This window comes from Acetobacter papayae (genome assembly GCF_047721125.1).
GTDB classification, from domain to species: Bacteria; Pseudomonadota; Alphaproteobacteria; order Acetobacterales; family Acetobacteraceae; genus Acetobacter; species Acetobacter papayae.
Genome location: NZ_JBDNWF010000004.1, coordinates 1 through 13,351, shown reverse-complemented (window position 1 = coordinate 13,351; position 13,351 = coordinate 1). Strand labels below are relative to the sequence as shown.

Annotated in this window: 12 protein-coding genes; 8 read left to right on the top strand and 4 right to left on the bottom strand. The window is 58.3% G+C overall.

Annotated features, from left to right (window positions below; all coding sequences use genetic code 11):
• Positions 1–144: 144 nt before the first annotated feature.
• From ABF757_RS02345 to ABF757_RS02330, 4 genes are read left to right on the top strand one after another with little or no spacing between them, the layout of a single operon-like run.
• Entirely contained in the window at positions 145–2,661 is a 2,517-nt protein-coding gene (locus ABF757_RS02345) for a TonB-dependent siderophore receptor (protein WP_415480770.1), read from the top strand.
• Positions 2,661–2,945: a hypothetical protein gene (locus tag ABF757_RS02340; RefSeq protein WP_415480769.1), complete on the top strand. Its 285-nt coding sequence runs from the start codon at positions 2,661–2,663 to the stop codon at positions 2,943–2,945. The genes ABF757_RS02345 and ABF757_RS02340 overlap by 1 nt, the downstream gene beginning before the upstream one ends.
• 1 nt (position 2,946) lies before the next feature.
• Entirely contained in the window at positions 2,947–4,500 is a 1,554-nt protein-coding gene (locus ABF757_RS02335; protein WP_415480768.1) for a PepSY-associated TM helix domain-containing protein, read from the top strand.
• Positions 4,500–4,862, top strand: coding sequence for a DUF3325 domain-containing protein (locus tag ABF757_RS02330; RefSeq protein ID WP_415480767.1), 363 nt, complete (start codon positions 4,500–4,502; stop codon positions 4,860–4,862). The genes ABF757_RS02335 and ABF757_RS02330 overlap by 1 nt, the downstream gene beginning before the upstream one ends.
• Positions 4,863–4,930: 68 nt before the next feature.
• Here ABF757_RS02330 and glpK read toward each other — a convergent pair whose 3' ends face one another.
• The 4 genes from glpK to ABF757_RS02310 form a co-directional block, all read right to left on the bottom strand.
• Positions 4,931–6,430, bottom strand: a complete 1,500-nt coding sequence (gene glpK / locus ABF757_RS02325) for a glycerol kinase GlpK (protein WP_025860465.1) — start codon at positions 6,428–6,430, stop codon at positions 4,931–4,933.
• A 27-nt stretch (positions 6,431–6,457) separates the two neighbouring features.
• Positions 6,458–7,276 carry an MIP/aquaporin family protein gene (locus tag ABF757_RS02320; RefSeq protein ID WP_415480766.1) on the bottom strand — a complete coding sequence of 273 codons (819 nt, stop codon included), beginning with the start codon at positions 7,274–7,276 and terminating at the stop codon, positions 6,458–6,460.
• A gap of 58 nt (positions 7,277–7,334) precedes the next feature.
• Positions 7,335–8,870 carry a glycerol-3-phosphate dehydrogenase gene (gene glpD / locus ABF757_RS02315; RefSeq protein ID WP_081773499.1) on the bottom strand — a complete coding sequence of 512 codons (1,536 nt, stop codon included), beginning with the start codon at positions 8,868–8,870 and terminating at the stop codon, positions 7,335–7,337.
• 105 nt (positions 8,871–8,975) lie between these two features.
• On the bottom strand, positions 8,976–9,767 hold the full coding sequence (locus ABF757_RS02310) for a DeoR/GlpR family DNA-binding transcription regulator (protein WP_415480765.1): 792 nt from the start codon (positions 9,765–9,767) through the stop codon (positions 8,976–8,978).
• Positions 9,768–10,022: 255 nt separating this feature from the next.
• On the opposite strand from ABF757_RS02310, the gene ABF757_RS02305 reads away from it, so the two are divergent.
• The 4 genes from ABF757_RS02305 to ABF757_RS02290 form a co-directional block, all read left to right on the top strand.
• A complete protein-coding gene (locus tag ABF757_RS02305; RefSeq protein ID WP_415480764.1) occupies positions 10,023–11,063 on the top strand; it encodes a Rieske 2Fe-2S domain-containing protein in 1,041 nt (346 codons plus the stop codon).
• A complete protein-coding gene (locus ABF757_RS02300) occupies positions 11,053–12,003 on the top strand; it encodes a PDR/VanB family oxidoreductase (protein WP_415480763.1) in 951 nt (316 codons plus the stop codon). Before ABF757_RS02305 ends, ABF757_RS02300 begins: the two co-directional genes overlap by 11 nt.
• A 68-nt stretch (positions 12,004–12,071) precedes the next feature.
• Complete coding sequence (locus ABF757_RS02295) at positions 12,072–12,263, top strand: DUF4089 domain-containing protein (protein ID WP_415480762.1); 192 nt, start codon at positions 12,072–12,074, stop codon at positions 12,261–12,263.
• A partial coding sequence (locus ABF757_RS02290) for an AtzE family amidohydrolase (protein ID WP_415480761.1) occupies positions 12,260–13,351 on the top strand: 1,092 nt, incomplete at its 3' end. The genes ABF757_RS02295 and ABF757_RS02290, both read left to right, overlap by 4 nt.

Here is a 13,351-nt window from a genome sequence, read left to right as displayed (position 1 = left end):
CCGCTTCAGGCGCCATACCCTCCCGGTTTTCTGACTCATCCTGCTTTATGAAAATAATTTGACAACCCACCCTATAAAAAGGCCTCAGCTTCCCGTCCCTATTTCAAATGCGATTCATTCTCATAGTTTGACAAGGCGACACATATGGAACCTGAACTTGCACCCCGCATCATGAGCCACCCAAGAAAACCCGGCCTGCGTCAGGCATGGCTCAACCGCCCGGTTATTCTGGCCATTCCAGCCGGCCTGCTTTTTGCCCTGACCAGCCTGAATACACTGCCCGCCCGAGCGGCAGACGCCTCCGTTGTGCAAGCTGCACAAACAGCAGCCCATGCGTATGACATCCCCTCCCAGCCATTAGGGCAGGCTCTGGCGGCTTATGGCAAGCAAACCGGTATTCAGATCACCTATGATCCGGCCCTGCTGGCAGGCAAGACATCCGCGCCGGTTACTGGCTCCATGTCCGCGCAGGAGGCCTTGCAAAAACTGCTTTCCCGATCGGGTCTTTCCTATCGTTATGCGGGCCGGGATACGATTGTTATCCAGAATGCAGCCACCAGCATCATGCTTGGCCCCGTGCGTGTTGCAGGTTCGGAACTACCCTCCTCCGCCATGATCGGCAATCTGCCCGCCGCCCTGCCCGGCGGGCAGAACGCACGCGGCGGGCAGCTTGGCATATTCGGCAACCGCGATGTCATGGACACACCGTTTAATACCACCATCTATACTGAAGACTTTATAGAAAAACGCCAGATCAGGACTATACGCGATGCCCTGAAGGACGACCCTTCCGTGCGCGCAGGCTTTGCTACCGGCACCGCCGGGGTCGAACGTATACAGATCCGCGGTTTCAATATCGACAACCAGGATATGGCTCTGGGCGGCATTTACGGCATGTTGCCTTTTAACGGCATTACATCCGAACTGGCCGAGCGGGTTGAAGTGCTGCGTGGCCCCGCCGCCCTGCTGAACGGCATGACACCCGGCGGCAGTGTTGGTGGTGTGGTCAACATCATTCCCAAACGCGCACATGACAAGCCTATCACCAAAATCGAAGCGGATTACACATCCAACACGCAGTTTGGTGGCCATGCCGATCTGGGCAGGCGCTTTGGCAAGGAGAAACAGCTTGGCGTGCGGCTGAACGGCATGATCCGCTCCGGCTCTAGCCCTATTGATTACAACGACATGAAAACCGCTCTGGTCGCCTCAGGCATAGACTTGCGCCTGCATCATGTGCGCTTTTCCACCGATTTTGGCTATCAGGTGCGCGATATCAACGGTGTTCTGCCGTATTATGATCTAGCAACCGGCATTGCCGTGCCAGATGCGGGGCGGGTGAAAAGAAACTTCAACCTGCCATGGAGCTACCTGAACGCGCAGGATTTCTTTGGCGTTTTCCGCAGTGAGGTCGATCTTTTCCGTAATTTTACGGCATACGGCACCGTGGGCGTTCATGACTATCAGGTCAAAGGCGCTTACTACCAGCAGATGATCATCAATGATTCACAAGGCAATGCGACAGCCTCCACCCCTGTCGGCATTGCCCAGCATGGGCGCTACCTCAATGCTGAAGTCGGGGTGCGCGGCAAGATCGACAGTGGCCCGATTACGCAGGAACTCGCGTTTTCCGCCAACCGGCTTGATTACATGCTGGGGCGACAGTTCGCCAACAACAACGCGGTCTCACCCGACAAGATCAACATCTATTCCGGTCTGGGCACCTATTATTCGGGCGGCAATATTGCCATTCCGGCCTCGGCCCCCATTGCCAGCACGGTCACTCTGGAAAGCCTCGCTTTTGCAGACACGATTTCCGCACTAGACAAGCGCATACAGGTAACGGGCGGCCTGCGCGTGCAGCGCGTGGAAAGCTCCAACTACGGATCAGATCATGTTGGCGTCAAAACCAGCAGCTACGATCAAACCGCCATCAGCCCCGCCGTTCTAGCCGTATTCAAGCCGCTTAAGAATGTTTCCATTTATGGCAACTGGATTCAGGGGCTTCAGCAAGGTGGCACTGTTGCTTCCAACTATGCCAATGCGGGGCAGGTTTTCGCACCCTACAAATCCACGCAGTATGAAGTAGGCATAAAAGCAGACCTGAAAAAATTCATTGTCAGCTTTGATGTCTTCCAGATCACCCAGCCCAGCCTCACCTATGATGTCAAAACCAATATCCAGTCTGAAAATGGTGAGCAACGCAACCGGGGGCTGGAACTCAATATTGCGGGCGAAATCGTTCACGGATTACGGGCCACGGGCGGTGTCATGCTGATTGACGCCCGCATGAAGAAAACCCAAGGAGGCGCTTATGATGGCCAGCGTGCCCCCAATACCGCACCGGTTAACTTCAACATGGGGCTGGATTACGATATCCCGTTTGTGAAAAACCTCGCTGTGACCACGGATGTCATGTACACGGCCTTTGAATATATCGAAAACAGCACCTCTAACCGCAGGCGTATTCCCGGCTGGGTCAGACTGGACATGGGCGCGCGTTATTCCATGAAAAATCCTGCCTCGCAGGATGGAAAGCTGACCTTCATGCTCAATGTCGATAATGTCACCAACGAACGCTACTGGAACTCGGGTGGTTACAACTACCTTTCTCTCAGTGCGCCACGTACGTTCCGCTTCGGGGTAACGGCGGACTTCTGATGGCGCAATCAGGGCTGAAAACAACCGGACGCATCATACTGGCTCTGGGGGGCGGATACTGGGCTACATCCGCATCTTTCGTCCTGTTCGCCTTTCTGATGATCGCCTGCGGTCTACCGCGGGTAGAGGCCACAACACTCAGTATGATGCTGGCTTTTCTCCTGTATCCCTGCCTCATCCTGTGGGTTTTTGGCGCACGCAGGATCGGGAATCCTTTTGTGGTGTTCTGCGCGCTGATCGTGGCCGGACACATCGCGCCCTTCTTTTTCTCGCAGGGGCACTGACATGGAACCCGATTTCCGCCGCGCCATGGGCTGGCTGCACACATGGTCTGGTGTGGTGCTGGGCTGCATTCTGTTTGCCATTTTCTGGATGGGAACACTCTCGGTTTTCGATATCGAGATAGACCAGTGGATGAAACCCGCCACACGCCTGCCCCCAGCGGCGCAGGCACTCCCTCTGGAGAGTTTCCGCCCATCGCTGAACGAGGCCATTGCGGCGCGAGCACCTTTCTGGAACGTGGAACTACCCAATGATCGCCAATCGGTTGCAAGCGTGCATTACCGGAGCAAAAGCGGGGCTGTCAGCCACGATATCGACCCGGTATCCGGGCATGTGTTGCCTGATACAGGCACCCTTGGAGCCAGCGGGTTTATTTTTCCCTTTCATTACACGCTGCACATCAAGCTGATGAATTTGGGAGAGTGGCTGGTGGGGCTGGCCTCCATGGCTATGCTGGTTCTGTGCGTGAGCGGAGTTATCATTCACCGCAAGATTTTTGCGGAGTTTTTTACCTTCCGTCCGCGCAAGCAGTCCCGGCGGCTATTGCTGGACCTTCACAATCTCTCCGGTGTGCTGGGGTTGCCATTCCATATCATCCTGACCTTTTCGGGACTGACCATTCTGGGGGCTGCATTTTTCCCCACCGGCATCAAAACGCTTTATCCCTCCCCGCGCGGATATTTTTACGAGGCCAATAGCCTATCGTTCCTCAACACCAGGCCCGGACAGCCTGGTGCGCCTGTCGTCTCGCTAGATGAAACTTTCAAACAGGCCAATGCTCTCTGGGTAGGTGACAGGCCCGAGACCGTTCTGGTGTTCAATCCCGGCAAAACAACCGGCCGCATCGCGTTCTTTCGGAGCACAGAACAACAGGTTGTCATGAACAGAGATGTGGTGGCTTTCAGCAGCACAACCGGCGAACTGCTGTCGCACCCACCAGCGCCCCGCCCGATCATACGTGCCCAGCGCTTTCTAAGCGGCCTGCATTTCATCCATTTCCATCACTGGGTACTGCGCTGGCTGTATTTCGTGCTGGGGCTTGGTAGCTGCGGCATGATCGCTACGGGTTATCTGTTCTGGCAGGAATCCCGCCGCGCCAGACAGGCGGGCACATTCGGTTTCAGATTGGTGGAAGGACTGAGTGCGGGTTCGATTACCGGTATTATTATTGCAACACTGGCTTTTTTCATCAGTAACCGCCTTCTGCCACCCGGCGCACACATTCTGGGGGCTGAACGGGCCGCGCTGGAAGTCTGGTGCTTTTACCTTGTCTGGCTGGCCACTTTTTTGCACGGGTGGTTCTGGCCACGCGGGATGTGGGTTAGCCAGAGCGCAGCCATCAGCATGCTGGCTGCGCTGGCCGCAGTGCTGAACTGGCTGACAACGGGAGATCACCCGCTTCATACACTCTCCCACCGCTATCTTTGGCCTGTTGGCGGCATGGATCTGGTATTGCTTGCGGGCAGTGCGCTGGCTTTGCTGACAGCCATCAGACTGGCACGCAGGAAACAGAACGCCACCACCGCACCCCGCCAGCCTGCCGGAAAAACCGCATAATGGCTGCCTACCTGTTCTACCTGCCTCTTAGCCTATGCCTGTTCATGGCCTTTGCCCTGCTGGCCCTGACACAGTTCACCCACCGCCGCGCAACAGGCACGGCAGAACTTACCACCCAGCGGGCACGGCTGATCCGGCTCGTGGCCACAGCCCTGCTGCTGTTCGCCCTGACTGGCGCGATTAAGCATGAAAATAGTGGGTTCGGGGTGCTGCTCTGGGCCGGGCTGCTATCACTCTGCGCCTGCACAGTAGCCCTGCTACTAGGGTGGTGTCCGCAGATATTCAGCCCACTGGCACGGCTAATGGTAAAACCTTTACCGCCAGAACGGCCTACAGGAAAAACCGAAACAACACCGAGATAATCTGAGGGTTTTTATAAATAAACCCACCCCGGCAGTTTACGCGCCGGGGTGGGTTTGCAAGGCTACACTCAGCCTGCGGGATAAGTGCTGAGCGTGCGTTTGACCGCTTCATGCCATCCGGCAATCATGGTGCGGCGCTGCCCCTGTTCCATCTTGGGTTCAAACAGGGAGCCTCTGGCCCATTCCGTGGCGACAGTCTCTTCGTTTTCCCAGATACCTGTTGCCATACCGGCCAGAAAACCCGCCCCCATGGCTGTGGTTTCCACATTAAGCGGACGCTCGACCTTGGCCTGAAGCATATCGGCCAGAAACTGGCAGTACCAGTCATTGGCCGACATCCCGCCATCCACGCGAATGCTCTCGGCCGCAACAGCGCCATCCTGCTGCATGGCCGTAACCAGATCGAGGGTCTGGAACGCTACGGATTCCAACGCGGCACGGGCAATATGCGCTGCTGTCGCATCCAGCGTCAGCCCGCAGATCAGCCCACGGGCATCCGGGTCCCAGTGCGGAGCACCCAGCCCCACGAAACCGGGCACCATATACACACCGTGGCTATGGGGCACGCGAGTAGCCATGTCGTCGGTCTGGGAGGCATGGGTAATCAGGTGCAACCCGTCACGCAGCCATTTGATGGCCGCACCAGCCACAAAAATGGAACCTTCAAGCGCGTAGGTGGCCTTGCCATTCAGCCGGTAGGCAATGGTGGTCAGCATCCGGTTGCTCGAGATAACCGGCTTGTCGCCCGTATTGAGCAGAACAAAGCAACCGGTGCCATACGTGGCCTTGGCCATACCGGGCGTAAAGCACGCCTGCCCTACCACAGCGGCCTGCTGGTCGCCCGCGATACCGGCAATGGGAATGGCCCGCCCGAACAGAGCCGGATCAGTCTCGCCATACAGGGTGCTGCTGTCCTTGACTTCGGGCAGCAGGGCCGCAGGAATACGGAACAGGCGCAAAAGCTCCTCGTCCCAGATCTGGCGATGAATATCGAACAGCGATGTGCGCGCGGCGTTGGTGGCATCTGTTGCATGCACCTTTCCACCCGTCAGCCGCCACAGAATGAAGGAGTCGATCGTGCCAAAGGCTAGTTCACCCTTTTCGGCACGAGCGCGTGCGCCCTCAACATTGTCGAGTATCCATGCGAGCTTGGTGGCCGAAAAATACGGGTCCAGCAGCAGGCCGGTGCGCTCACGTACCAGATTTTCAGCCCCGTCCTCACGCAGTTTCTGGCAGATGGTGGCCGTGCGGCGGTCCTGCCAGACAATGGCGCGGTGGATCGGTTTACCCGTAGCGCGCTCCCATACCACGATGGTTTCGCGCTGGTTGGTAATGCCAATACCCGCCACCCGGTCGCGCGCACCGCTTTTTTCAAGGGCTTCGCGGGCCGTATTCAGCACATCGCGCCAGATATCTTCCGGGCAATGCTCCACCCATCCGGCATTCGGATAATGCTGGGGAAATTCCTGCCGTGCCGCCGCCAGTTCCTGCGCATTCCGGTCAAAGACGATACTACGGGTTGAGGTCGTTCCCTGATCAATGGCCAGGACACAGTCTTGCATGCTCATGTGGAATAGTCCTTCCGGGTCGAACGCTCAGTCAGCCGAAAAAGCGGAACTGGCTGATTTTGCGGGCATGAATGGGCGCAGCAGGCACTGATACAGCGTGGCACCGACAAGCCCGCCGCATAGTGGCCCGACAATGGGCACCCACCAGTAGTTTTGAGGTCCCGGCAGGGCGGAAGCCCCCCAGCCGGCAACATAGCAGAACAGGCGCGGCCCGAAGTCACGCGCCGGATTAAGCGCCCAGCCTTCCAGATTGCCGGACGCCGCCCCGATAATGGCCACTAGTAGACCAATGATCAGCGCGCCGGAATTGGCCTGCGGAGCTACCGTATTATATTCACAGGTAATGGCGAAAATGCCGAGCACCAGAAACGCCGTGAGAATGATCTCGTCAGTCAGCGCATGCAGGGGCGTTATCGCCTCGCCCGGCATGGTGAAGAACACGCCGCCAGCAGCACCATCATGAACAAAATCGAGTTGGTGCACCTGCGCGAAATGCACGATCACCGGCCCATACAGCGCATAAACCAATGCGGCACCGGCAAAGCCCCCCAGAATCTGGGCGGCCCAGTACGGCACGACTTTTTTCCATGAAAAGCCACGGTAACAGGCTAGTGCGAGTGTAACTGCCGGGTTGGCATGCGTGCCAGAAACAGCGCCAGTCACATAAATGGCGATGGTAACGCCAAGCCCCCACGTAATGGCTAGCCCCCAGTAGGAAAGCTTGTACGGGCTGGGGTCATACAGCGCGTACATGGCCACGGCGGAATCGCCAATCATGACGATAATTAGCGTGGCCAGCCATTCGGAGATCAATTCACCCAGCAGGGTAAATCTGGTTTTGTTCATGTCTTTCCTCTTTTTTATTCTTGTTTTTCAGGAAAGGGCTCAGGCGGTCTGGCCGGTTTTACCCGAGCTTCTGCCGCATATAGGCTTCCACTCCGGCTTTGGCTTCTTCATCCAGATGCAGGCCCAGCTTGCTACGCCGCCACAGAACATCCTCTGCTGTGCGGGCCCATTCATGGGTTATCAGATAATCGATCTCGCGTGTACCCAGATCACTCCCCGCCAGCAAGCCCATCTCGTCCAGAGATGTCGCATTGCCAATAATCTCGTACGCCCGACTGCCATAATTACGCATCAGACGCCAGGCAAGACCTTCGGGCAGCCACGGAGCCGCGTGGTTCAGCCGGTCCAGTGCGCCACCAAACCCACCTTCGCCAATGTCGCCACCGGGTAGAACCTCATTCGCGGTCCAGCTCTGGCCAGACACGGCGGGCAGAACCGGCGCCAGCTTTTCCAGCGCGTGTTCGGCCAGCTTGCGGTATGTCGTGATCTTGCCACCAAAAATGGACAGCAGCGGTGCACCACCCTGCGTATCCAGATCCAGCACGTAATCGCGCGTAACTGCCGAGGCATTGGCAGAGGCATCATCATACAGAGGACGCAGGCCCGCGTAGCTCCAGACCACATCGGACTCGCTAACCGTGGTGCGGAAATACCGGTTCACGCTTTCGCACAGATAGCTGATTTCTTCCGGGGCAATAGCAACCTTGCCCGGTTCCTGCTCCCACGGAATATCGGTGGTGCCGATCAGGGTGAAGTCCTGCTCGTAGGGAATGGCAAAAACGATACGCTTGTCCGGGTTCTGGAAAATATAGGCCTGCGGGCCTTCAAAGACACGCGGCACAATAATGTGGCTGCCCTTGACCAGACGGACAGACTTGGAATTAGGCACCTTGAGCGTATCTGCCAGCAGCCGCGCCACCCACGGCCCGGCCGCGTTGACCATAGCCCGCGCCCGCACGGTGGTGTGCGCACCCGTGGCGCGGTCTTCCAGCGTGGCTTCCCACACGCCATCCACACGGCTGGCGGCAATAAGCCGGGTGCGGGTGCGGATATCCGCACCGCGCTGCGCCGCGTCAATGGCGTTGAGCACAACCAGACGGCTGTCCTGCACCCAACCATCGGAATAGATAAAGCCCTTGGTGTATTCCGGCTTGAGAGCCCGGCCGGATGAATGCACCCGGAAATCCACTCCGTGCGACTTGGGCAGCGTCATGTTGGACGCCAGATGATCGTAAAGGAACAGCCCGGCCCGGAGCATCCATGCCGGACGCACCAGCTTGGAATGCGGCAGCACAAAGCGCATGGGCCAGATAATGTGCGGTGCAATTTTCAGCAGGCGCTCACGCTCCATGAGCGCTTCACGCACCAGCCGGAATTCATAATATTCCAGATACCGCAGGCCACCATGCACCAGCTTTGTGCTGGCCGATGAGGTATAGCTGGCCAGATCGTCCTGCTCCACCAGCAGGACAGAGGCACCGCGCCCGGTCGCATCGCGTGCGATACCCGCGCCGTTTACCCCACCGCCGACAACGAGCAGGTCATAAGGGACGTTGGTTGATACAGTCTGTGACATGATCCGGGCTGGTTCCATCAAAACGAAATTGTCCACAGCTTATTCGAAAACGAAAACAAAAAGCAAGATTTTCGCGCAAACCCACACCAGACTCCGCGCAAACGTGTTCGTTTACGAAAAAAACTACCCAGTCTGGCCCGCTCCATCGCTGGAAACGACGTGCAACCGCACATTCTTCTCCTGCAGGATAGTACGGATTCCCGCCGGGGGGGGCTGGTCGGTATAAAACGCGCTGACCTGCGCAATATGCCCCACACGCGCCATGGGCCTGCGGTGGAACTTGGTGTGATCCGCCAACAGAAACACCGTGCGCGCATTGCGCAGGATCGCTTGGGCCGCGTTGATTTCATCCGCATCGAAATCCAGCAGCGTGCCGTCCTCATCAATCCCGCTTATCCCGATCACCCCGAAATCGGCCCGGTACTGCTCGATCATGGCGGCTGCCGCCGGGCCGACAATCCCGCCATCGCGCAGGCGCACGCTGCCGCCTGCAATAATCAGGCTACAATCGGGAGCCGGGGCCAGAAGACTGGCGACATGGATATTGTTGGTAATGACCCTCAGCGCCCTGTGCCCACGCAGGCTACGGGCAAAGGCCTCGGTGGTGGTGCCGATATTGATGAATAGCGAGGCTCCATCCGGTATGGCGCGAGCGGCCTCGCGGCCTATGGCTTCCTTTTCGCGCAAGTGCAGGATCTGGCGGTCGGAATAATCGATATTCTCGGCCTGCGAGAGCGGACTGGCCCCACCATGATGCCGGGTCAGCCACCCTTGGGCATCCATGCAGTTTACATCGCGCCGGACTGTCTGCACCGTAACATCGAGCACACGGGCCAGTTCCTCGCTGCTCAGATATCCACGCTGGTTGACCAGTTCAAGAATACGCGCGCGGCGAATATCAACAGCGCTTGCCATGCGTCCTTTATGCCCCTGTAACAGCCGGGATCACCCCTGCGCGATACCGAAAACGCCCGCCCTTGGTGCCCCAGACCCGCTTGCGCCGTCAACACCGGGCAAAAGAACACAAAAAAACGCACAGGCCCGGATACCCGCTCAGCCATGCATGACGGCTGGGTGTTTTTGTTCTGGTATCAGAATGGTCTTGCACGGCAAAAATAATCAGTATACTGATATAAAAACGGCACGCCCCCCTAGCCATGGAGACATTGCATGTCTGTCAAAACCATCCTGTCCGAACTGGAAGGGTGCACGGATTCCGCCCTGCTGAACGACTGGCACGCTGTTGCCTATTCCACTGATCTGGAACAGGGCAAGCTGCTGCCCGTAACCCTTATGGAACGCGATCTGGTGCTCTGGCGCTCCACCTCGGGCGAAGTGCACGCATGGGACGATCTGTGCATCCACCGTGGTGCACGCCTGTCCAAAGGGTGTATCGAGCGCGATACCGTTGTCTGCCCCTATCATGGCTGGCGCTATAACGATCAGGGGAGTTGCGTGCTTATTCCCGCAGCCCCCAACGAGCCCCCCATGAAAAAGGCCCGAGCCATTACCCACCCCGTCAAGGAACGGTACGGTTTTATCTGGGTCAGCACCGGCACCCCGGAAAAGGACATTCCCGTTTTTCCCGAATGGGACGACGCCAGCTACCAGAAGGTGCATTGCGGCCCCTATACCTTCCGCTCCGGGTATCGCGCGGTCGAAAACTTCATGGACCCCAGCCATTTTCCGTTTGTGCATGCCGGGGTAAACGGCATTTACGACAACCCCGACCCCATCGCCCCCTATGATGTGGAACTGACAGAGGAAGGGCTGGTCACCAGCGAGGTGCGCGTAACCCAGCCTTATGGCGACCCGCGTCAGATCCCGGTCATTGCCTATTACGCTTACAAATGCTTTCGCCCGCTTGTGGCGTATTTCAAAAAGCGTCTGGTTATCCAGAACCCCGAAGACCAGCATCTGGGCAATGAGGATGACCGTTTCTGCACGTTCCTGACCACGCAGATGGTCGATCAGCAGACCAGCATCGTGCGTATCTGCTGCGCCATGAACTTCAACCCGCAACCGACGGTTGAAGATGTGCGCCGCCGTCAGGACATTGTCTATGCGCAGGATGCGGGCATTGTCGATACACAGCGCCCCGAACGTATCCCGGTTGATCTGCGGCTGGAACTGCACCACCGCAGCGACCTGCTGGGGCAGAAATACCGCAAATGGATCCAGACCATGGGAATTACCTACGGTGTCTTCTGAAGGTTCGGTCCTCTCCACCCGGCTGGCCGTCATTACCGCCCGGCAGGTTGCCGGGCGGGACATCTGCCTGCTGACCCTGCAGGCCGAGGATGGCACCCCCCTGCCCCCGGCAACACCGGGGGCCCATATCGACGTACACCTGCCCGATGGCCGGAGCCGACAATACTCCCTGCTGTCATCCGCTCCCTATACCATCGCCATCAAGGCCGTGCGGGACGGACGTGGAGCCTCGCAATGGCTGCATGATACGCTCAGCGTGGGCGATACCATCCGAATTGGCACGCCCAGAAACAATTTTAGCCTGCGCGAAGGGGCAACCGATAACGTGCTGCTGGCAGGCGGGATCGGGGTTACGGCCCTTTTGTGTATGCATGATGCGCTGGTGGCTGGTGGCCACACGGTCTGCTTGCATTACTGGGCCCGCTCGGTGGAGGAAACATTCCTGCATGCGCAGCTTTCCGGCAGGCCGGGGCTGCATATCCATGCATGCGGTGGCCGTGTCACCTCAATGGCCGCAATCATAGCCGAACATGGACCGCAAGCTGACCTCTACTGCTGCGGCCCTACACGGATGCTGGCCGAATTTACGACTCTGACACAGGACCGTGACCCCAGCACAGTCCATATCGAACGCTTTGAGGCTGACAGTGCCGCCATGCCTATAGCGGCGGATGAGGGGTTCAGTGTCAGGCTGGCACGCAGCGGCACCACCATTGCTGTTGGCAAGGATCAGTCCATTCTCGAAGCCCTGACGGATGCCGGGGTCGATATCGAATATTCCTGCGAGGAAGGGCTATGCGGTGCGTGTGAAGTGCGCCTGCTGGAAGGCGATCCCCTGCACCGCGACAGCGTGCGCACACCAAACGAGCATGACCAGCGCCGCACTATCATGCTGTGCGTAAGCCGAGCACGTTCGGGCACACTGGTGCTGGACCTGTAAACAGACACAAAAAACGCCCCCTTACGCCGGGGCGAATGGATCGGCAGTATAGCAGGAGGCGTCTTTTCATGAGCACATCAGCACCTTTCCCGAGTGAGGAAGACGTGCAGGCACTGGCCCGGCTGGTAAGGCTTGAACTCGCTACCGACCACCTGCCGGGCATTGTGCAAAATATGCGCATCCTCCAGCATTATTCTGATCTGATTGAAGACTTCCCTCTTTCGGACCATTGCGCACCCGCTTTTGGATATGTGCCATGACAGCGGGCGTGCAGACACTGGCAGAGAGTGTGCGCGCTGGAAAGGCGCGGGTAAGCGACATTATCCGAACAACCGTGGAAGACATCACCCGGCGGGACAATGGCCTGAATGCCGTAACAAACGTTCTGGCAACACGCGCCATGAATGCTGCGGCGGCACAGGACGCGTATCTGGATGCCGGGGGCACACCCGGTCCTCTGGCTGGTGTACCCTTCGGGGTGAAGGATCTTTTCGATCTGGAAGGCATGACCACCACCGCAGGGTCCATGGCGCTGGCGGATACACCGCCCGCCACACAGGACGCGCTGGTCATTACCCGGCTGATCCGGGCCGGGGCCATTCCTGTCGCAACACTGAACATGGATGAATTCGCCTACGGGTTTGTAACCGAAAACGCCCATTACGGCCGCACCGCCAACCCGCATGACCCAGCCAAACTGGCTGGAGGCTCCTCGGGCGGTTCGGCTGCCAGTGTAGCGGCGGGTCTGCTGCCTTTCTCCCTTGGTTCGGACACAAATGGTTCCATCCGGGTTCCTGCCTCTCTGTGCGGCGTGTGGGGACTGCGCCCCACTTATGGACAGCTGCCGCTCGACGGGGTTTATCCCTTTGCCGCCAGCCTTGACACAATCGGACCGTTTACCCGCAATGCCGCCGACCTGCGGCTTGTCTTTTCTGCCCTGACCTCAGAAACTCCACCCAGCGTGGCCGAAACAGTAGCGGACAGCCAGACCGGCACCCTGCGGGTAGCCCGCCTAGGTGGGTGGTTTGCCAAAAATCTTGCTCCCGAGCTTGAACATGGCATTACCCGTATCATGAACCATCTGGGCACCCGGCATGTAGTAGAACTGCCCGAAGTGGAACGCGCACGGGCCGCTGCTTTTCTCATGACCGCTGCCGAGGGCGGCAACCTGCATCTGCCCCGCCTGCGTACCAACCCGCAGGCCTATGACCCGGCCACACGCGACCGCCTGCTGGCCGGAGCCCTGTTACAGGCTGGGCCGGTGATACAGGCACACAGGTTCCGCACATGGTTTCGTGAGGCAATACAGGCCATTTTCAACAAGCAAGACATTCTCATAGCCCCGGCA

Bases quoted from the DNA above. Each gene is read 5' to 3' on its own strand.
- ABF757_RS02330 (WP_415480767.1), top strand. From the start codon at position 4,500: ATGGCTGCCTACCTGTTCTACCTGCCTCTTAGCCTATGCCTGTTCATG.
- ABF757_RS02340 (WP_415480769.1), top strand. From the start codon at position 2,661: ATGGCGCAATCAGGGCTGAAAACAACCGGACGCATCATACTGGCTCTG.
- ABF757_RS02295 (WP_415480762.1), top strand. From the start codon at position 12,072: ATGAGCACATCAGCACCTTTCCCGAGTGAGGAAGACGTGCAGGCACTG.
- ABF757_RS02345 (WP_415480770.1), top strand. From the start codon at position 145: ATGGAACCTGAACTTGCACCCCGCATCATGAGCCACCCAAGAAAACCC.
- glpK (WP_025860465.1), bottom strand. From the start codon at position 6,430: ATGAGCATGCAAGACTGTGTCCTGGCCATTGATCAGGGAACGACCTCA.
- ABF757_RS02320 (WP_415480766.1), bottom strand. From the start codon at position 7,276: ATGAACAAAACCAGATTTACCCTGCTGGGTGAATTGATCTCCGAATGG.
- ABF757_RS02305 (WP_415480764.1), top strand. From the start codon at position 10,023: ATGTCTGTCAAAACCATCCTGTCCGAACTGGAAGGGTGCACGGATTCC.
- glpD (WP_081773499.1), bottom strand. From the start codon at position 8,870: ATGGAACCAGCCCGGATCATGTCACAGACTGTATCAACCAACGTCCCT.
- ABF757_RS02335 (WP_415480768.1), top strand. From the start codon at position 2,947: ATGGAACCCGATTTCCGCCGCGCCATGGGCTGGCTGCACACATGGTCT.
- ABF757_RS02310 (WP_415480765.1), bottom strand. From the start codon at position 9,767: ATGGCAAGCGCTGTTGATATTCGCCGCGCGCGTATTCTTGAACTGGTC.